Source organism: Streptomyces sp. NPDC015032 (assembly GCF_043080425.1).
Taxonomy (GTDB): Bacteria; Actinomycetota; Actinomycetes; order Streptomycetales; family Streptomycetaceae; genus Streptomyces.
In genome coordinates this window covers 1-17,449 of the sequence record NZ_JBIBVN010000038.1, presented here as the reverse complement: position 1 = coordinate 17,449, position 17,449 = coordinate 1, and the positions used below count along the sequence as shown (strand labels likewise).

Here is a 17,449-nt window from a genome sequence, read left to right as displayed (position 1 = left end):
ACACGCTCCCTAATCAGCAGTTGCGAACCCCTCGGTTCACCCTTCCGCGGCCGTCAGCCGGCCGCGCAGGTCTTCCCAGTAGGCGTTCAGCATCCGCTTGAGCTCGTCCACGGCTTCCAGGTCCGGCTCGCCGTCGCTCTTGAACACTTCGTGCAGCACGGCGTTCGCGGCCCACACCACCATCCGCGTCGCCCGTTGCGCCCGGTGACCGCCGGGCCCGCCGGTCAGGTGCTCCACGATGCGCTGCAGGCCCTCGGCGATGTGTGTGTTGCTCGCCTCGTCGGCCCGCGCGAGCTCGGGACTGAGGTGCCGCCCGGCCCACAGCGCCATGCCGCCCGCCTGGGACCGGAAGAGCTCGGCGTAGACACCGACCATCATGCCGACCGGGTCGGCCAGTTCGCCCTCGACGGTACGCTCGACGAGTTCGTCGATGGCGGCCTTGAAGGCATTGAGGTACCGCTGGCCCAGCGCGTCCACGACGGCGCTCTTGTCCGGGTAGAACTGGTAGATGCTGCCGACCGGCGCGCCCGCCTCCTGGGCGATCCGCCGCATCGTCAGCGCCTCGTACCCCTCCTGGGACAGGACCCGGTCGGCCGCGGCGAGGACGGCCTCGACCCGGGCCCGGCTGCGTGCCTGCTGAGGCTGCCTCCGTAGCCGCGCCCCCGACGTCGGCTGCGGTTTGCCTGCTTCCGTCACCACGTGCCCCCGGTCGTCCGATGACGCGAACGTAGCACGCGGCCACGGAAGCGGGGCCTGGCCATGCTGCGCCCCCGCTCCGTGCGTCGGCTACAAGGCCCCTGAGCCGCGTCCGTCGGCCGTGAGTCGTCGGGGAAGGGCTGGCCGGTCAGCTGCCATATCCTTCTGCCGTGGTGAACTGGTGGCAGACTCTCGGCAATGCGTTCTGGGTTCTGGATCGGGCTCTGGGTGGGCAGCGCCGTCCGGCTCGGATCCAGAAGTGGGTGGCCCGGCATCCGATCGGCGCCGCTCTCTACGTTGCTGTTCCCTTCACGCTCTTTTGCTTGTTGTTGTTTTCTGAGGGGGAGCCCAACAATTTCCTGTTTGGTGTGCTCTTTGGGGTGATCATGGGCCTTGTCTTCGGGCTCACGGCCGTCGCGGAGCGGCTGCGGCAACGCAGGCTCAAGCGTCTGGGGATATGGGACGGATCTTGAGTGGGCCAAGCGCGCGAGCGGTGGTTCATGTCTCGTTCCCGCCCCGGTCCTCGTGCGGGGGTGGACTGGTTCCTCTCGGCTGGAGTGGCCCGGGCGGAGACTTGCGAGCGCAGAGGGAGGGCGGGGATGTCAAGAAACCTCGCCGGACCATCTGGTAGGACACATCGGCGCCGTGCTCCTGGACGATCCTGTGGAAGATCCGTGTGACCGTATGCCGCTGCTTGCGCGGCGCGTCGAGGTCCGTCCGCAGCAGCTCGCCGATCACCGGCTAGTACTGCAACCGCGTTTGATGTGACGGTCTGTCGGTTTACGGGCTGTGGCCTCGTCGTCTGTAGTGGCTGATGCGTGCTCGGTGTTGCGTTCGTCGCCGCCCGTGGGACCAGTAGAAGATCTCGACGTCATCCCTGCCGCGCCCCCGCCAGCCGCCCCCGCGCGGCGGCCTGGATCCGGGAGGGCCCGAGCCCCCACTGGAGGGTGCGTCCGACGGCCGTCGCCAGGGGCCGGTCCCAGCCGGTGCGGACGAGGGCCGGGCGGTGGATGCCGAGTTCGGTGCGGGCCCAGTCGGGGAGGAGCCCGACCGAGGCATTCGTGAGCAGGCCCACGACCAGCCGCTCCCGTCGTGTGCGTCCGAAGCGGCGGAGGAACAGTACCGACTCCAACGCGGCCGGAGTGGCGTGGAGTTGAGGGCGCAGGCGAGCCAGGTAGCGCTCGGCTTCGAGGGACGTGCGCGGTACGTTCCGTGCGCCCAACGCCTCGGCCACGGGGGCGGCTTGGCGGTAGTAGGCGTCGCACTCGGCGGGGGTCAGCCGGAGCGGCCGGGGTGCGTAGGTCTGGTGGCCGGCGAGGAAGCTGCGTACTTCGGCGGTGTGCACCCAGGTGAGCAGGTCGGGGTCGTCCGCGCGGTACGGCCGGCCGTCGGGGGCGGTGCCGTGCACCTGGGTGTGGATCCGCCGGACGAGGTCGATCACCTCGCGGGCGGCGGCCGAGGAGCCGAAGGTGGTCGTGGTGATGAACCGTACGGTTCCGTTCAGCCGCCCGACCGGATCGGCGCGGAAGTCGGAGTGCTGGTCGACCCCCGCCATGGCCAGCGGATGCAGCGACTGGAGCATGAGCGCGGCGAACCCGCCGGTGAGCATCCCGGTGGCCTGCCCGTGCACCCGCCACACCGGATCCCCCGGCGCGATCCCGAACAGCCCGGGATCACCGGGCGGCCCCGCATACCGCTCCAGCTTGAGATCCCCGCCGTGCATGGTCGCCGTGAGTTCCGCCGCGATCCGTTCCCGCAGTCCCACCAGCACCTCCAGGATCCGTGTCCTTCAGCCGAGGGTACCGACCCGCCCGGCGAGCACGGCCACGAGGATGAGCAGTCCGCACAGAGGATTGGTGCCGAACGCCCGCCCGCAGGCTCCGACATCCGCAGGGTCGGCCCGCCATACCTGCCATCCCAACTGCCCCGCGACCACGTACAGTCCGGGCCAGTACAGCGGCCCGAGCCCGGCCACGACCCCGAACCAGGCGAGCAGCACCACACACCCCGCGTACACGCTGCCCACCAGCACCCGGCTACGCCGCCCCAGCAGCACGGCGGCCGACCGCACCCCGGCCCGCACATACGCCGCGATCGGTCACCACGCCGGCGCCGTAGGTTCCGGTCAGGGCTGCGGCGTAGGTGTGGAGGCACCCGCGCCTGCCGAACCTGCGGCGCAGCCGTGTCCCGGCTGCGGACCGCCTGAGCAAGTTTAGCAACCTTGGTTGCTTCGGCCCGATTAGTCAACTACGGTTGCTTCCATGTCCAGCAAGGATCCCGCGGACGCACTTGCGGCCGTCGCCGCCCTGCGCCGCCTGGCCGATCAGCTCGAAGACGCCGCCGTCGAACAGGCGATGCGGTCCGGCTGGGGCTGGCCGCAGGTCGCCGAGGCACTCGGCATCACGCGCCAGGCGGTCTACAAGAAGCACGCCAAGCGGCTCATCGCCGCCGGAGTCACATTGAGGAGGCGGGGATGAGCCGGTTCGACACGTACCTCCAGTCGGTCATGGACCGGGCCGAGGCCGAGGCCAAGGAAGACAGCTCGGCGACCATCGACGCACACCACCTGCTGCTGGCGGTGGCCGCCCAGGACGGTACCGACGCACAGCGCGCGCTACACGCGGTCGGCCTCGCCTACGAAATGCTCAAGGACGCCCTGCACCGGGAGTTCGCCCACAGCCTGGCCGCAGCCGGAGTGTCGCTCGACGACTTCGACCTGCCGCGGGCAACCCAGGAACCCGCGCGCCACCCCCGGCTGGGCGCCTCGTCCAAGCTCGCCATGGAGCGGATGGCCACCGTGCACCGCAAGAAGGACCTGTGCTCCGGCCACCTGCTGCTCGGCGTCCTCCAGGCGGAGGGCGGCACGGTCCCGCGCACCCTCACCCTGGCGGGCGTGGACCGGGCAGAGCTCATCGAGCGGGTACGGAGCGAGTTGTGACGAAGGCCGCCCTGAGCGTTGAAGGGCTGCGCATGCGGTACGGGAGCGCCGACGTCCTGCACCACGTGACGTTCCGGGTACAGCCAGGCGAGGTGGTGGCATTACTAGGGCCAAACGGCGCGGGAAAGACCACCACAATCGAGATCCTCGAGGGCTTCCGCATGCGCTCGGCCGGCCGTGTGCAGGTGCTCGGCACCGACCCGGCACACGCCGACGAGCGGTGGCGCGCCCGGGTGGGCGTCATGCTCCAGTCCTGGCGCGACCACGGCAAATGGCGGGTCCGCGAACTCCTCGCCCACCAGGCCTCCTACTACGCATGCTGCGCACGCACCCCGTGGGAGCCGGACGAACTCGTCGACGCGGTCGGCCTGACCGCGCAAGCCGACCAGAAGATCAGAACCCTGTCGGGCGGGCAGCGGCGCCGCATGGACGTGGCGCTCGGCATCGTCGGCCGCCCCGACGTGCTGTTCCTCGACGAACCCACGACCGGCTTCGACCCTCAGGCCAGGCGCGAGTTCCACGAGCTGGTGCGCCGCCTGGACACCACGGTCCTGCTGACCACCCACGACCTGGACGAGGCGGAGAAGCTCGCCGACCGCATCGTGATCCTCAACCGCGGGCGGATCCTCGCCGACGGCTCCCCGCACGAACTGGCCCGGCAGATCGCCGGCGAGGACCGCGTGCGGTGGCGGCACGGCGAGCAGCGCTTCAGCCGGTCGACGCCGCAGTCGACCGACTTCGTACGCAAGCTCTTCCAGCAGCACGGCGAGGAGATCAACGAACTCGAAGTCCACCGCGCCTCGCTGGAACAGACGTATCTGGCACTCGTGCACGAGGCGGAGGCTCCACGATGACCTGTGCGATACGCGCCGGCCTGACACGCGGCCTGATCGAGCTGCGACAGTCGTTCACCAACGGAGCGGAGCTGTCCAGCCACCTGCTCTGGCCGCTGCTGATGCTGGGCGCCTTGTGGTTCATGCGTGACGCCGAGTTCGGGAGCACAGGGCTGCTGCTCGGCACCCTCGCACTGCCGAGCATCCTGGGCATGAACGCCTCCTTCGGCATGGTCAGCATGAGCCAGCTGCTCACCGCGGAACGCGAGGACGGCACTCTCCTGCGCGCCAAGGCCACCCCCCACGGCATGACCGGCTACCTCATCGGCAAGGTCCTCTCGGTCTCCGGCGGACTGCTGGCCGACCTGACGATCTTCCTGATCCCCGGGCTGTTCCTCATCGACGGGCTCGACCTCGGTGTGGACGCGTGGCTGAGTCTTGCCTGGGTCGCGGTGCTCGGCATGGTGGCCACCCTGCCGATCGGCGCCATACTCGGCTCGGTGTTCACCAGCGCACGCTCGCAGGGGCTGATCCAGCTGCCCGTCCTCGGGATGATCGCAATCTCGGGCATCTTCTACCCCGTCACCGCGCTGCCGGAGTGGCTGCAATGGATCGCCCAGGTATTCCCGGTCTACTGGCTCGGCCTGGGCATGCGCTCCGCACTGCTGCCGTCCGACGCTGTGGCCGTCGAGATCGGGGAGTCGTGGCGGCACCTGGAGACGGTCGGCGTACTGGGCGCCTGGGCGGTGTTCGGCCTGCTCGTGGCACCGGTCGTGCTGCGCCGGATGGCGCGCAGGGAGTCCGGCTCCAGCATCGCCGCGCGCCGCGAACGCGCCCTGCAGAAGGTCGGGTGAGGCCAGCGCGAGCCGCGACACGCGCGGACGTGACCGGTGAGCGCGTCCGGTTCAGGGCAGCGTGCGAGCACTGACTTCAGCTTGAGTCGATCGTTCTCCGGCAGGGTGCAGGGATGGGTCAGGATCCACCCGGCGACGGTCCGCGATCGGGGTGGTGCGAAACGGTTGGAGGCAGTCACGGACGGCTCCGTAGCTGCCACGGTAGCCGTGCGTCTTGATCTCTTCCCAGAGGGCTCATGCGTCCGTCCCCCCGCCGACACCTCTGTTCATGGTCCAACCCCGTCGCCTGACTGGCGCAGTGGGCCGCCTGGCCCACTGCTTCTGGAGGCCGCGGCTATTGCACGCAGACGGCCTCGTCCGCCTGGACCTGCTGGCCGGCCGAGGTCCTGTCCGGGGCCGTAAGCGGGGTGCCTGCCTCCGTGAAGTCGCGGCCAAGGGTCAGCACCATTGGCTCCGTGGCGCCCGCGTCCGTCTTCGTCGGCTTGAGGGCCGCGGCTGGCAGGCCCATCAGGTCGGCCAGCCGGCGTGCCTGGTCCGCATGGTTGGGTGCGTAGACGAGCTGGGTCTGCTCCACCATCGCTGGTGCGTTCATCATGTTGGAGGACTTCAGCACGCCTTCTTCGTTCCGCAGCCAATCCACGGTCTCAGTCGCGGCACCTGCGCTGTTGCTGCCGTTGTAGACGTTGACCCGTACGTCCGCCGAGCTGGCCATTTCGCCCTTCAGTTTGGCGTCGTTCTCGGCCTTCTCCTTCTTCTTCGTCTCGGTGAAGGAGACGTCCTTGCGCAGCATCGAGAAGACCTGCGCCGCCTTGGGCTTGTCGAGGGCGACGGGCATCGTGCCATCCGGGTCGCTCAGCACCGGGACTGTGGTCAAGGTGATGTTCCTGGGGTCGACCGAGGTCAGCTCCGTACCCAGGTCCCTCAGCTGGTTGATGTCGCCGATCCGGTTGTCGACGGTGAGCGTCCTTGCGGCCGTCTCCGCCAGCGACTGCGTCTTGGTGTGGCTGGTCAGGGCGTCGCTGGACTTCAGCTTGCGCATCAGTGAGCCCAGGAAAAGCTGCTGGATTTCGATGAGGCTCAGGTCGTCGCCGGATCCGACGGAGTGCCGGGTACGTAGAAAGGCCAGGGCCTGCTCACCTTGGATGGTGTGCTCGCCTTTGGACAGCTTGAGGTGGGAGTCCTTGTCGTTGATGTCCTTGGCGAGGCAGATGTCCACGCCCCCGACGGCGGTCGTCAGCGTCTTGACCGCGTTGGAGTCGGCCACCATGAAGTGGTCGATCTCGATGCCGGTGAGCTGCGTGACGGTCCGCATGGTGCAACTGGGGGTGCGCTCGGACTGCCCGAGGCTGGTGTCGAAGCGCCCGCCGCGGGTCCCCGGGATGTTTTTCTTCTTCCCGTTCTCCAGGGTCGTTGGGCAGTCGGGGATGTCCGTTATCAGGTCGCGCGGGACGCTCAGTGCAGTCGCGTTCGTGCGGTCCTTGGAGACGTGGAAGAGGATGCTTGTCCCGGCGTTCCCATAGCTCTCGTTTCCCTTGCCGGCGCGCTTGTCGGTGCCGATCACCAGGACGTTGATGGCCCGGTCCTTACTGAAGCCGCCGGTCCCGGCCCCGTCGGTGGAGACAGCCGTGATGCTGTGATTGAAGTTCTGGTAAACGAGATAGCCGACGGTGCCACCACCCACGAGCAGGAAGGCGAGTATCCCGCCAGTCCACACCAGGACCTTCTTCTTGCCGGACTTCTCGGGATTCGCTTTGCGACGTCCCGCAGCAGGTTCTGGTGTTCGGGTGCGCTGGGTGACAACGGTTTCGCGGATGGTGTGAGGGCGACCTTCCTCCGCAGTCTCGGGCGTCATGCGGGCTTGTTCGAGTGCCTTGGAGAGCACCGCCCCGGGCTGTTCGCGGACGGTCTTGATGAGGTCGAGCCCCTCATCCCTCCTGAGGCCGATTTCCGCGCCGGCACATCTGGCTCGGGTGGACGCTCCGATGAAAGCGTCGGCTCGGTCCCAGCCCTGGTCTGGTCCGGATTGGCTGCGGCCTGTGTGTCTCTGACAGGCCCCCGGACCAGGGAGAGGTCGCCGACCGCACCGACGGAGCGCCGTTGCGGACAGGGGAGGCCGAGCCCGGCCAGCTCTTTTTCGACGTGGCGGTGCACCTCGTCCAGGGTGAGCGGACCGGGAACTGTCAGCGCCTGCAGCATCGCCCCGGTGAACGCCGTATGGGCGGCGCCGGGCCGGGCATGAGAGGGGGCGGTGGCCGTGGTGGACGTCAGAGTGTAGGTGCCGGTCAGGCTCAGCTGTCCCAGGGCCAGATCGTCCGGTCCGGCCATAGCCGAGACCGCCTGTCCCGAAAAGCAGCAATCCAGCAAGAGCACTCGGGCCTTGGCTCGGGCCCCGCCGACCATCCGCTTCACCAGGTCGAGGTTGATGGCAGAGAAACCAACGTTCTCGGATTCGGATTCAGTCAGGGCGAAGTGCAGAAGCCCGGCGTCATCGAGCAGGCCGTGCCCGCAGTAGTAGACCAACAGCAGGTCCTCGGCCTCACGAACCGCTCGGGACAGCGCCGCTCCGGCCGTGCTCTGGTCCTTGGGATTATCCACCACCATGCAGTGCTCGGGCGCGAATACACCATGAACCGGGTGAGTGAGGGTCCGCCGCAATGCGTCCAGATTCGCTCGCACGGCAGGGATATCAGGCAACTTGGAATCCTGGAACGTACCTGTCCCGATGAGCACCGCCCGGCTGGCCATACCCTCCGGGAAACGTGGGCCACTCACCTGGGCTGCTCACTGGATGCCGGGAACCGTTCCGCAACCTCCCGCAGCAGCGCCTGAGGATCGGCTGCACGCTTGACGTCCACCTCGATCCGCTGCCCGTCCTCAGTACTCATCGTGATCTTGACGTCGGTGCCGCGAGAGGTGAGCCAGGTGCACACCGATTGGATGAGCACTGCCAGAACGCCGCCCGAGCCAAGGGCCACCGTCAGCACTTCCACGGTGGAGCCCATGTGACCAGGGAGGGGAGGCTGTCGGTGGGGCCTCACCCGGCCGCGCAGGGCATCCTCGGAGACCAGCCAGTCGCGCAGCGCGATCACATGCGCCCCAGCGCCTGACTCCTCCGGGCTCTCGACAGCCACCTTCAGTTCTGCTCCGCCGTGCATACCTGACACAACGACCCCTCAAAAGACGTCACTTGAGCTAGTCATCATGGCACGCGGGGAGCACACCGTGGTCTATCGGGCAGGCCGCGACGAACGTCAGCAGATACCGTGAGCGGGGTTGTGCTGCGCATGCATGGCGCGAATCCATCCCCTGTGCTCAGTCCGGGTGGCCCCGGGCAACTCTTGAGGGCCCGGTACGACTTCCTGCCCGACAGAGTGAAACGACCTCCACAGCAACGGTTCTGCACCGTGCCGGCGCCGAATCATGAGGGTCATGATTCGCCTTCCGCGCCGTATCGCGCTCCTCACCGCCGTCTCGGCCCTGGCCGGGGCCGTGATGACCGTCGCCCCCACCACCGCGACCGCCGCGGTCACTCACACCCTTACTTCTGGACGGTGGTTGACGACACCGCCTGCCCCACGCCCGGCGGCGGGGCGCCATCGCAGAGACGGAAGCCCAGGGGATGCCGCCGACCAAGTCCCACCGGCCGGGGTTGCCGGGGCGGGCTTCGTATTCGGCGGAGCCGCCGGCCCCGTACTCACCCGGACGAGATGCTGCAGGCCGGCCGTGAGGTCAATACGCCTGTGACAGAACGAAGACGTCGCGGAGGACCGCCTGTGACTCGGTGCGGGATACAAATACTTCCGACCGCATGCACCGCGCTACTCCTGGGGGAACACCATGAAGTACACCCGCATCACAGCTCTCGCCGCCATCGGCGTCGCCGCCACCCTCTCACTCACCGCCTGTGGCGGCGACGGCTCCGGGAAGGACTCGTCCTCCAAGAGCTCCTCGTCCTCGTCTTCTTCGTCCTCGGACGGTGGCTCGAAGCCGGGGGGCGGTTCGGGCTCCGGCGGCCCGGAGGCCGTCAACGCGAAGTCGGGCTCCGGTGAGAACACCGGGGCCCGCGCCGGCGCCGCGACCGGCGCGACGAAGACCGGCGGCAAGGTCACGTTCTGCAAGACAAAGGACCTGGCCATCGATGCCAGGGACGCCGCGCCCGACAAGGACTCCGGCAGGATCGACATCACCATGATCAACCGGGGTTCGACCACCTGCTCGGCGACGGGCTTCGCGGGCGTCGACATCAAGGACGCCGACAACACCTCGAACCCCATCGAGCGCGGCCACGCCCAGCCGCGTATCACCATCCTGAAGCCCGGCGACGCCGCTGTCTTCAACCTCGCCTACGACATCGACAACAGCGGCAACAGCCTCGCGTCCCCGACCAACATCCTGGTGACGCCCCCGAACGAGACCCACACCGTGAGCCTGAAGTGGCCCGCGGGCGCGGGGGACATCAAGGGCGCCTACACCGACGTCGAGGTCTATCCCACGCACACGACCGAGTAAGGGCGGTGCGCGCGGCCGGCCCTGCCCATCAGCAGGCCGCGATGCCGGAGCTGCTGGAGGGCGACCCGGCGACGTGGCTGCGGACACCCAAGAACCTGGACCGGCTGGCCGCCCTCACCCGCGCGGCCGAAGCCCGCCGCCGCGCCACCGCCGACCGGCCGCAGCCCGAGCAGCCGAGCGACACGGCCAGTCCTGCCGGCCAACAGCAGCACCACACGACCCGGTCGGACCAGGGCAGGGGAGCGGGCCGCGACCACTGAGCCACGCACGACGCACTGCACCGCACGCACCCGGTGGATCCACCGAGCGGGCCGGGCGTAATTCTCCTTGACACGGCGCCAGGTCAAGGAGAAATACACCCGACCGCCCACCGAGTGGAGTGGCCCGGCACCCGGTGGTGCCGCCCGCCGGGGACCTGCGTCACCGCGGCACGGCCCGATGAAAAACTGGTTTTGTCCCTGCCGAAGCCTTCCTACACTCGGCCCATGATCCGTTCTGCTGTTCCAACCGATGCGCGTGCCATCGGTGATCTGAAAGTGCGCGCGTGGCGAGAGGCGTACGCCGGGTTCATGAGCCGGGAGTATCTTCGCGGGCTCGATCCCGTGGAGGACGCTGACGAGTGGGCCGAGTATTTGGCCGAAATCCCGGATGAGCACCGCTTGTGGATCGTCCAGGAGAGCGATGCCGTAGTCGGTTTCTGCCGAACAGGACCGAGCGATCAGGACCAGGATCCGGATCTCGGTCCTCGCGCTGCCGAGGTCTATGGTCTGTACATCGAGCCTGAGCGCATCGGCACTGGTCTGGGCAGGCAGCTCTTCGGGCACGCAGTAGCCGACCTGCAGGGGAGGGGCTACAGCCCGTTGTGCGTGTACGCGTATGTTCCCAACACTTCAGCAATACGTTTCTATGAACGATCGGGTTTCCGGCTCGATGGCACGACTCGCGCAGATGAAGAGAGCAGGATCGGACTCATCGAAGCACGGCTGGTGAAACCGAGCTGAGCGCGCCGAACCGGTCCTCCCGCACGCCTCGAATCAGGGAATCGGACACACGCCGCCGCCATCGTCTCGCCGCCGGGAAGTCCCGCCGACCCCGTCTCCGGAAGAACCGGATCACCGCACTTACCAGGCATGGGTGAGGGTGCTCCCGGCGCGCGGCCCACTCGGTGGAGTCCACCGAGTGGCGTCCACTCCCTGATGGCGGGGGAGTGGACGTCACCGGCCGAAGGCGGATGGTTTCCACTGAGTGGACGCCACCTGGTGGGCGCCGCGCCTGCACGGTGGTGCCGCCCGTCGGCCCGACGCGGCGATGCCCTGCTCGACTCCGGCGGCCTGGAGCCGGGCCAGGACGTCGTCGACGTCCTGGCCGTTCTCGGTGAGGACCTCGGTGGTGAAGCGGATGATGGTCCGGCTGACGCCGACGAGCTGCGCGGGGCACACGTCGTCGGCGCGGTCAACGGCTCGCTACCTGGCACATTCACTTCGCCAGGACAGTAGGTCGGATGGATCACCGTTTGGGTGATCTGAGTGGGGCGGAAACGCTCCGGCCCCCGAGTTTCCTCGGTATAGAGGGGGGGCTAGCCACATCATCGACCGACCCGTTGCCCGGATGGTGCAGCAGGTTTCGCAGAACGATGCTGAATGCATACGGATCCACCGAGTAAAGGGAACCCTCTGTGTTCAGCTTCAAGTCGCCGAGCCGCCGTACCGCCCGCACTGCTGCAGTCGGCGCTCTCGCCGCTGCGGCCTGCGTCACTGTCATGGCCGGCAGCGCCGAAGCCATCGTCAACGGGTCGGACTCCACCGAGACCTACCCGTTCATGGCGACCATCCCGGAGTCGGCCCCGGAACAGGGTCTGGTCGACGGGAACTGTGGGGCGTCGCTGATCGATCAGCAGTGGGTGCTGACGGCGGCTCACTGCCTGAAGGTCGAGGGCATCAAGCTGGACGGCATCGTGCGGATCGGCAGCGACCACCGCAAGTCCGGCGGCACCGTCCGGAAGATCGACCGGACCTTCGTCCACCCCGGCTATGTGAACGGCGACAACAAGGCCGCCAACAAGGACGACATCGCGCTGGTACGCCTGGACCGCCCGGTCACCCAGAAGCCCATCAAGATCGCCGAGCAGCCCGGGAAGCCCGGCACGCCGACCCGGCTCCTGGGCTTCGGCACCACCGCCGACGGCGAGTTCAAGTTCCCGGACCGGCTGCAGGAGCTGAACACCCGCAGGGGCGCCGGGTCCGAGTGCGCGCCCGGCTACGCGGACCGGACCCGGCTGTGCACGATCACCACCGTGCCCAAGGCCATGGCGTGCCACGGGGACTCCGGCGGACCGCAGGTCCAAAAGGGCCGGGACGGCCGCTGGGAGCTGATCGGTGTCACCTCGGGGCCCGGCGCCCCGGGCGTGCCGTGCTCGCAGGGCCCCGGCCTCTACACCAGCGCGCCCGCCTACGCGGGATGGATCCACAAGACCATGAAGACCAACAGCGCTCCGTCGACTGAGGCCAAGGGCTCCGACCTCGCCGAGACCGGCACGAACGACAACACCGCGGCGATTGCCGGCGTGGCCGCCGTGCTGGTCGTCGCCGGTGGCGGCACCGCCCTCGCAGTACGCCGCCGCAAGACCCGCCACGCCGCCTGAGCGAAACCGCCGCAACCCCAAGGCGGCCCCCTCGCCACGGGCCGCCGCCCCTCGCCCATCCCGGAGCGGTGCACGCGCCGTCTGCCTGCCGGCGTCGTTTTCGCCTGCTGTCCACCGAAGAGGAGGAGTCATTGCGGGGGTATGTCGCGGGATGCGCGGAGTTGCAGCCACAACGAAAGGCGGTCGTCCGGGTGGTCGAGGTCGAGGGTGAACAGCTCACGTGCTCGCCGCAGCCGGTACTTGAGCGTGTTGTGGTGAATGGTGAGCTGTTCGGCGGCTTTCGCCGCGTTGCCGCCTGCGTCGAGCCAGGCGCTCACTGAGGCCGCGTACTCGGTCTGGTGCTCGTGGTCGTACGTGGTCATCGCGTCGATGCCAGGATGGCGAAGCCTGGGCGAGCGGGCGATCTCGTCCGCGAACCGCGCAAGGAGGATGCGGGCGTGTGCCTGTGCCGTACTTGCAATCCGGTGCGCCTTTGGATCGAGCGTTGTGACGCGCAGGATGACGTCGACTTCCGCACGCAGTTCAGGCAGTTGATCGGGTTCGTGTGCTGGACGGCTGAGCGCCACGCGCAGGTCGGTAGGGGACGAAGGTGCGAGCGTGGCGAGTGCCTGTTCTGCTAGGCGGCGTGCTGTCTGCTCGGTTGCTTCGGGCAGCAGCACGTAGACAGTGCGACCGAGCGTCGCCACGGCGGCCTCCGGTCTGACGGCCGCCCAGTGGCTGACTGCCGCGGCACCGAGCCGGACGACGGGCGGTGCTTCGCTTCTGGGGGTGCGCACGGGGGCGATGCCGAGGAGGGTGATGCGTTGCCGCTCGGGCAGTCCCAGCGCGAACTGGGTGTCGCGGCCTGCGCTCTGCCCGCTGAGTGCGGCGCGCAGCGCGGTTTCGCGGGCTTGGACGTCCAGCTCGGCGGCGCTGCGGCTGCGCAGCATGTGCAGGGCGGCGAGCTGGGCGCAGTCCTGGAGCACTTCCTCGCCGTGAGCGTCGAGCGGGTGTTTGCCCTCGATCGCCCAGACCGTGCCGAGGGGCATGTTGCCGGCGCGGATGGCGATCGCCGCGCGCGGCAGTTCGTCCGGGGCCAGGACCTGCATCCTCAGGACTCCGGTCGAGGCAAGGACCTTGCGGTACTGGTCCTGTTGCCCCGGCAGGTCCGGAACGTGGCGGTCGAGGATGCCCTGACGGCGTAGTTCGTCGATGCGCTGGCCTGGAAGCGAGGAGTAGGCCAGCACACGCCGGTCAAGGTCCTCGATCGCGACGGAGCCGCCGATGACCGCGGCCACCGCGTTCGCGAGTGCGAACAGCTCCTCGCTGGTGCCTTCCGCAGTCGCGTTCGAGATTGTCAGCTTCGCCCGATCCATGACGTGATTATAGGCAGAATCGACAACGAATTTTCTGGCCCCGAACCGCACTATGTTCCGCAACTCATCGATGGAAACGGGCTGCTCATGCCGACACGGACCGCACAGACTGCGCCAGCCGAAGCGCCGCACCAGGACAGGGACGTCCTCGGCCTCTTCCCGCCTGGCAGCTCGACCACGCCCGACGGCGAACTGCTCGTCGGCGGATGCGCCGCGACTGAGCTCGCCGAGGTGTACGGCACACCTGCCCTGGTCGTCGACGAAGCCGCGGTGCGCGCCCGCGCCCGCAGCTACGCCGACGGTCTCGCCGCGCGTTGGGCCAACTCCAGGGTTGTGTTCGCCTCCAAGGCCTTTCCCTGCACTGCCATCTACCGGCTGATCGCCGAGGAGGGCCTGGGAGCGGACGTCGCCAGCGGCGGCGAACTCACACTCGCACGCGCGGGCGGCGCGGACCCGGCGGACATGGTCATGCACGGCAACGCCAAGACGACGGCGGAGCTCCGGCTCGCGGTGGAGGCGGGTGTGGGCCTGATCGTCGTCGACGACTTCGACGACATCAACCACTTGGAGGCGCTCCTCTCCGAGCCCGGCCTGCGGTCCGCCCGCAGCGACAGCGACCGTCGGCAGGGCGTGTTGGTGCGGCTCACTCCCGACATCCACCCGGACACCCACGAGGCAGTTTCCACCGGACAGCGCGGCTCGAAGTTCGGCATGCCGATGGAGCAGGCCCGCCTGGCCGTCGAGCGGCTGCGCTCTTCCACGCTTCTGCGGCTCGATGGCGTGCATGTCCACGTGGGGTCGCAGATCCTCGACACCGAGCCGTTCGAGCGCGCCGTGCAGGCAGCCGCTCAGCTCGGAGAATTCGACGTCTACGACCTGGGCGGTGGCCTCGGCGCTCGTTACACCTATGACGATCGGCCGCCGAGCGTCGAGGAGTACCTGGACGCCCTCGTCGGAGCCGCCCGCCGCGAACTGCCGGCCAACGCCGGCCTCCTGATCGAACCCGGCCGGTCCATGGTGGCCGAGACCGGGATGACGCTCTACCGGGTCGCCACCGTCAAACGCTCCGGCGACGAACCGATCGTGGCCGTGGACGGCGGCATGGGCGACAACCTCGAGGTGGCCCTCTACGGGCAGCGGTTCGAGGCAACCGTGGCGACCCGTGTCGGCGGCGGCCGGCCGCACCGGCTCGTGGGCCGCCACTGCGAGTCAGGCGACGTCATCACCCCTGGCACCGTACTGCTGCAAGATCCGCGCCCCGGAGACCTGATCGCCGTCCCGGCCACCGGCGCCTACACCTACTCGCTCACCAACAACTACAACGGCGCGCTGCGCCCCCCGGTGATCTTCTGCAGGGACGGGCGCTCGTGGCCGGTGGTTCGCCGCGAGACCTACGCCGACCTGATCGGTCGCGACCTGCCCCCGGCCTGACCTCCGCTGCATCCTGCACGTCCTGCAGGCGCTGCACACCGCGAGTGCCCTGGTGCTCCCGGCGGGCTCGTTTTTCCTGCGCGAGCGCTCAAGCGTTTGTGGCTGCCGCGCATCACGACCCGCTCTCGAACGGATCGTCAAAGCGAAAGGAATGCATCGATGACAAGGAGCAGCAAGGACCTGCGCAGCTCACCGCCGAGGGCAGGAAGCCACTTTCGGCGATACTTGCGAAAGGGCAGAACACGCTGGCTCGTGAGTGGGGCAGCCGGTATAGCGGCCGCCGCACTCATCGTCAGCCTTGCGGTTGCGAATCCGCCGCAAGCCGCTCGAGCCGGCGACGATCACCCTGCCCCCGCGAGTCGACAGCAAGACCTCTCGCGGAAGCTGGATCAGGCACTCAAGCGTGCATCTGCCGATGTAGGCGACCCAGGAATTCAGGCGGTGCTGATGAAAAACGGCCGCCTGGTCTGGTCGTCAAGCCAGGGCATGGCGAATCGGAAGTCCCAAACGCCTGTCACCGACAAGACGCTGTTCAACTACGCCAGCTTCGGCAAGCAGATGATCGCCGCGTTCGCCCTCCACCAGGTCGAAGCCGGCGTGCTCGATCTCGACACACCGATCAGCAAGTACCTGGGGGACGAAGTCGCGGGCTCGCACACCGTCACGCTACGCATGCTGCTGACGCACACAAGCGGTTACCCAGATGCGTACGCCGATCCCGCTGTGGCGCCATTCATGCCGTTCACGTCCAAGGGTGTCGGCAAGCGATACGACCCGGACAAACCGTGGACGTTCGCCAAGATAAATGCAGGCATCCATGATCCGGTCAAGCCCGGTGCGCGCCAGGAGTACTCCAACACCGGCTATCTCGTGCTCGGGCGAGTGCTGAGCAAAACGGCGGGCGGTGACAAGGCGCTTGAGCGCGCCATCCAGCGCTTCCTGTTGCGCGCAGGCGAAGTGAAGCCGATGACGGAGGACCAGGTCACCTTCCAGCGTTCCGAGCGCGCGCTGCGCCACTTCGCGCACGGCTACTACACACTGGAGGACAACGGGCCGCTGTCCGACATCTTCACTGCTTACGGTGCCAAGGGCATTCCAACCGACTTGTATGGCTTGCCGTTCACCGATGGCCTGTTCTCCGGCACCGCCCTCGGCGCCGCACAGTTCCTGGACGCGCTGTTTGTCCGCCACAAGCTCCTGTCGCCCAGGACGGTCGACGCGATGATCACGCCAACACCGCAGTCAGCCGCATCCCTCGGCAGCTATGGCATGGGCACGCAGCGCGATGTCGTGGGAGATCGGACCTGGCAGGGCCATCACGGCAGCTACCCCGGGTTCAGCTCGCAGGGCGCAACCGATCTTGAGCGCGGAGTGACGCTCGTCGTCGTGGCGAACAAGTTTACGGTGAAACAGAGTCCCGCGGACGTCATCTGGAAGCAGCTCGCCAAGACATACGCGACCGCAAGTTGAACCAAGCGTCGGGTGTCACTGAGCTGTTGACAGCAACGGATCAAGACGCCGCGTGAGGAGAGTTCGTGAAGCCCCGGGTACCCGGACTTGATCTTGACAGACCAGTTCATACCAGGGGCTTCACCGTTCCTAGCCAGTGTGCATGAGTGGGTCCTCGCCAGGACGTCCCGGTATTGCGCTGGTTCACGTGATGGCCCATCAGGTGGGCGTGTGCTGGAGGCGGTGCGGGACGGCAGCACCCTCGTGCCGCGCCGCCGGCCGCGCACGGAGTCGACCATCCGCCTGCATCTGTCGAGGGCGCCGCCGGCCCTGACCCGCTGGGCACAGGGCGCGAATACCACCCTGTGCGAGGTCACCGTCGGTGACGTCCGCGCCGTGCTGCCGCCCTCGGGCACGGGCCGCCACCGCATGTGGCCGCGACATGGCCGGCGCAGCGAGACTGCTCGCTGCGCATCCCAGCACATGCCGGTATCGGCTCAAGCAGGCCCGGCATCACCTCCCCATCCCTGGTCTTGCGTGGGTATCCCCGGCTTCGGCCGGGGAGGGAAACGCATCTTGAGACCGCCTTGACCTGCGCGTCAGAGTGGACGTTTTTGCTGCTCGATGTACTGACGGATCACCGTGAGTGGTGCACCGCCGCACGAGCCCGCGAAGTAGGAGCGGGACCAGAAGACCGAGCCCATGCCGATGCGGTTGATGCGGCCTGTGTATTCGGCCCGCAG

The 17,449-nt window shown here is 68.2% G+C and carries 20 protein-coding genes; 11 read left to right on the top strand and 9 right to left on the bottom strand.

Annotated elements, in window-relative coordinates; genetic code table 11:
• Window positions 1-36 precede the first annotated feature (36 nt).
• Window positions 37-699: a TetR/AcrR family transcriptional regulator gene (locus tag ACF08M_RS33900; protein ID WP_392189105.1), complete on the bottom strand. Its 663-nt coding sequence runs from the start codon at window positions 697-699 to the stop codon at window positions 37-39.
• A 167-nt stretch (window positions 700-866) separates the two neighbouring features.
• On the opposite strand from ACF08M_RS33900, the gene ACF08M_RS33895 reads away from it, so the two are divergent.
• Window positions 867-1,169: a hypothetical protein gene (locus ACF08M_RS33895; RefSeq protein ID WP_392189104.1), complete on the top strand. Its 303-nt coding sequence runs from the start codon at window positions 867-869 to the stop codon at window positions 1,167-1,169.
• Between the two features lie 398 nt (window positions 1,170-1,567).
• Here ACF08M_RS33895 and ACF08M_RS33890 read toward each other — a convergent pair whose 3' ends face one another.
• Both ACF08M_RS33890 and ACF08M_RS33885 read right to left on the bottom strand, forming a co-directional pair.
• Complete coding sequence (locus ACF08M_RS33890; protein WP_392189103.1) at window positions 1,568-2,461, bottom strand: oxygenase MpaB family protein; 894 nt, start codon at window positions 2,459-2,461, stop codon at window positions 1,568-1,570.
• Between the two features lie 24 nt (window positions 2,462-2,485).
• The gene (locus ACF08M_RS33885) at window positions 2,486-2,779 is read right to left on the bottom strand and encodes a hypothetical protein (protein WP_392189102.1); all 294 of its coding nucleotides are present in this window, start codon (window positions 2,777-2,779) and stop codon (window positions 2,486-2,488) included.
• Between the two features lie 178 nt (window positions 2,780-2,957).
• On the opposite strand from ACF08M_RS33885, the gene ACF08M_RS33880 reads away from it, so the two are divergent.
• From ACF08M_RS33880 to ACF08M_RS33865, 4 genes are read left to right on the top strand one after another with little or no spacing between them, the layout of a single operon-like run.
• Window positions 2,958-3,173, top strand: coding sequence for a hypothetical protein (locus tag ACF08M_RS33880; protein ID WP_382693649.1), 216 nt, complete (start codon window positions 2,958-2,960; stop codon window positions 3,171-3,173).
• Window positions 3,170-3,634 (top strand): Clp protease N-terminal domain-containing protein, encoded by a 465-nt coding sequence (locus tag ACF08M_RS33875; protein ID WP_392189101.1) that lies wholly within the window; start codon window positions 3,170-3,172, stop codon window positions 3,632-3,634. The genes ACF08M_RS33880 and ACF08M_RS33875 overlap by 4 nt, the downstream gene beginning before the upstream one ends.
• 32 nt (window positions 3,635-3,666) lie before the next feature.
• Complete coding sequence (locus ACF08M_RS33870; RefSeq protein ID WP_392189144.1) at window positions 3,667-4,488, top strand: ABC transporter ATP-binding protein; 822 nt, start codon at window positions 3,667-3,669, stop codon at window positions 4,486-4,488.
• On the top strand, window positions 4,485-5,321 hold the full coding sequence (locus ACF08M_RS33865; protein WP_392189100.1) for an ABC transporter permease: 837 nt from the start codon (window positions 4,485-4,487) through the stop codon (window positions 5,319-5,321). The genes ACF08M_RS33870 and ACF08M_RS33865 overlap by 4 nt, the downstream gene beginning before the upstream one ends.
• Window positions 5,322-5,655: 334 nt before the next feature.
• On the opposite strand, the gene ACF08M_RS33860 is transcribed toward ACF08M_RS33865, so the two are convergent.
• The 3 genes from ACF08M_RS33860 to ACF08M_RS33850 are packed head-to-tail and all read right to left on the bottom strand — an operon-like array spanning window position 5,656 to window position 8,476.
• Entirely contained in the window at window positions 5,656-7,173 is a 1,518-nt protein-coding gene (locus ACF08M_RS33860; protein WP_392189099.1) for an LCP family protein, read from the bottom strand.
• Window positions 7,170-8,066: a caspase domain-containing protein gene (locus ACF08M_RS33855; protein WP_392189098.1), complete on the bottom strand. Its 897-nt coding sequence runs from the start codon at window positions 8,064-8,066 to the stop codon at window positions 7,170-7,172. The genes ACF08M_RS33860 and ACF08M_RS33855 overlap by 4 nt, the downstream gene beginning before the upstream one ends.
• A gap of 23 nt (window positions 8,067-8,089) precedes the next feature.
• Window positions 8,090-8,476 (bottom strand): hypothetical protein, encoded by a 387-nt coding sequence (locus ACF08M_RS33850; protein ID WP_392189143.1) that lies wholly within the window; start codon window positions 8,474-8,476, stop codon window positions 8,090-8,092.
• Window positions 8,477-9,158: 682 nt separating this feature from the next.
• Between ACF08M_RS33850 and ACF08M_RS33845 the strand changes: the two genes are divergently transcribed.
• The 3 genes from ACF08M_RS33845 (at window position 9,159) to ACF08M_RS33835 (ending at window position 10,831) form a co-directional block, all read left to right on the top strand.
• The gene (locus ACF08M_RS33845; protein ID WP_392189097.1) at window positions 9,159-9,830 is read left to right on the top strand and encodes a DUF4232 domain-containing protein; all 672 of its coding nucleotides are present in this window, start codon (window positions 9,159-9,161) and stop codon (window positions 9,828-9,830) included.
• Between the two features lie 5 nt (window positions 9,831-9,835).
• Window positions 9,836-10,090, top strand: a complete 255-nt coding sequence (locus tag ACF08M_RS33840) for a hypothetical protein (RefSeq protein ID WP_392189096.1) — start codon at window positions 9,836-9,838, stop codon at window positions 10,088-10,090.
• A gap of 225 nt (window positions 10,091-10,315) precedes the next feature.
• Window positions 10,316-10,831, top strand: a complete 516-nt coding sequence (locus ACF08M_RS33835) for a GNAT family N-acetyltransferase (RefSeq protein WP_392189095.1) — start codon at window positions 10,316-10,318, stop codon at window positions 10,829-10,831.
• Between the two features lie 213 nt (window positions 10,832-11,044).
• On the opposite strand, the gene ACF08M_RS33830 is transcribed toward ACF08M_RS33835, so the two are convergent.
• Window positions 11,045-11,269 carry a hypothetical protein gene (locus ACF08M_RS33830; protein ID WP_392189094.1) on the bottom strand — a complete coding sequence of 75 codons (225 nt, stop codon included), beginning with the start codon at window positions 11,267-11,269 and terminating at the stop codon, window positions 11,045-11,047.
• Window positions 11,270-11,505: 236 nt separating this feature from the next.
• Between ACF08M_RS33830 and ACF08M_RS33825 the strand changes: the two genes are divergently transcribed.
• Window positions 11,506-12,471, top strand: coding sequence for a S1 family peptidase (locus ACF08M_RS33825; RefSeq protein ID WP_392189093.1), 966 nt, complete (start codon window positions 11,506-11,508; stop codon window positions 12,469-12,471).
• A 128-nt stretch (window positions 12,472-12,599) separates the two neighbouring features.
• Here the strand turns inward: ACF08M_RS33825 and ACF08M_RS33820 are convergent, their stop codons facing one another.
• A complete protein-coding gene (locus ACF08M_RS33820; RefSeq protein WP_392189092.1) occupies window positions 12,600-13,826 on the bottom strand; it encodes a PucR family transcriptional regulator in 1,227 nt (408 codons plus the stop codon).
• Between the two features lie 87 nt (window positions 13,827-13,913).
• Between ACF08M_RS33820 and lysA the strand changes: the two genes are divergently transcribed.
• A complete protein-coding gene (gene lysA, locus ACF08M_RS33815) occupies window positions 13,914-15,257 on the top strand; it encodes a diaminopimelate decarboxylase (protein WP_392189091.1) in 1,344 nt (447 codons plus the stop codon).
• A gap of 159 nt (window positions 15,258-15,416) precedes the next feature.
• Window positions 15,417-16,727, top strand: coding sequence for a serine hydrolase domain-containing protein (locus ACF08M_RS33810; protein WP_392189090.1), 1,311 nt, complete (start codon window positions 15,417-15,419; stop codon window positions 16,725-16,727).
• Between the two features lie 578 nt (window positions 16,728-17,305).
• Here ACF08M_RS33810 and ACF08M_RS33805 read toward each other — a convergent pair.
• A partial coding sequence (locus ACF08M_RS33805; RefSeq protein WP_392186332.1) for a transposase occupies window positions 17,306-17,449 on the bottom strand: 144 nt, incomplete at its 5' end.

Bases quoted from the DNA above. Each gene is read 5' to 3' on its own strand.
- ACF08M_RS33810 (WP_392189090.1), top strand. From the start codon at position 15,417: ATGACAAGGAGCAGCAAGGACCTGCGCAGCTCACCGCCGAGGGCAGGA.
- ACF08M_RS33880 (WP_382693649.1), top strand. From the start codon at position 2,958: ATGTCCAGCAAGGATCCCGCGGACGCACTTGCGGCCGTCGCCGCCCTG.
- ACF08M_RS33875 (WP_392189101.1), top strand. From the start codon at position 3,170: ATGAGCCGGTTCGACACGTACCTCCAGTCGGTCATGGACCGGGCCGAG.
- ACF08M_RS33850 (WP_392189143.1), bottom strand. From the start codon at position 8,476: ATGCACGGCGGAGCAGAACTGAAGGTGGCTGTCGAGAGCCCGGAGGAG.
- ACF08M_RS33835 (WP_392189095.1), top strand. From the start codon at position 10,316: ATGATCCGTTCTGCTGTTCCAACCGATGCGCGTGCCATCGGTGATCTG.
- ACF08M_RS33820 (WP_392189092.1), bottom strand. From the start codon at position 13,826: ATGGATCGGGCGAAGCTGACAATCTCGAACGCGACTGCGGAAGGCACC.
- ACF08M_RS33870 (WP_392189144.1), top strand. From the start codon at position 3,667: ATGCGGTACGGGAGCGCCGACGTCCTGCACCACGTGACGTTCCGGGTA.
- ACF08M_RS33865 (WP_392189100.1), top strand. From the start codon at position 4,485: ATGACCTGTGCGATACGCGCCGGCCTGACACGCGGCCTGATCGAGCTG.
- ACF08M_RS33855 (WP_392189098.1), bottom strand. From the start codon at position 8,066: ATGGCCAGCCGGGCGGTGCTCATCGGGACAGGTACGTTCCAGGATTCC.
- lysA (WP_392189091.1), top strand. From the start codon at position 13,914: ATGCCGACACGGACCGCACAGACTGCGCCAGCCGAAGCGCCGCACCAG.
- ACF08M_RS33860 (WP_392189099.1), bottom strand. From the start codon at position 7,173: ATGACGCCCGAGACTGCGGAGGAAGGTCGCCCTCACACCATCCGCGAA.
- ACF08M_RS33845 (WP_392189097.1), top strand. From the start codon at position 9,159: ATGAAGTACACCCGCATCACAGCTCTCGCCGCCATCGGCGTCGCCGCC.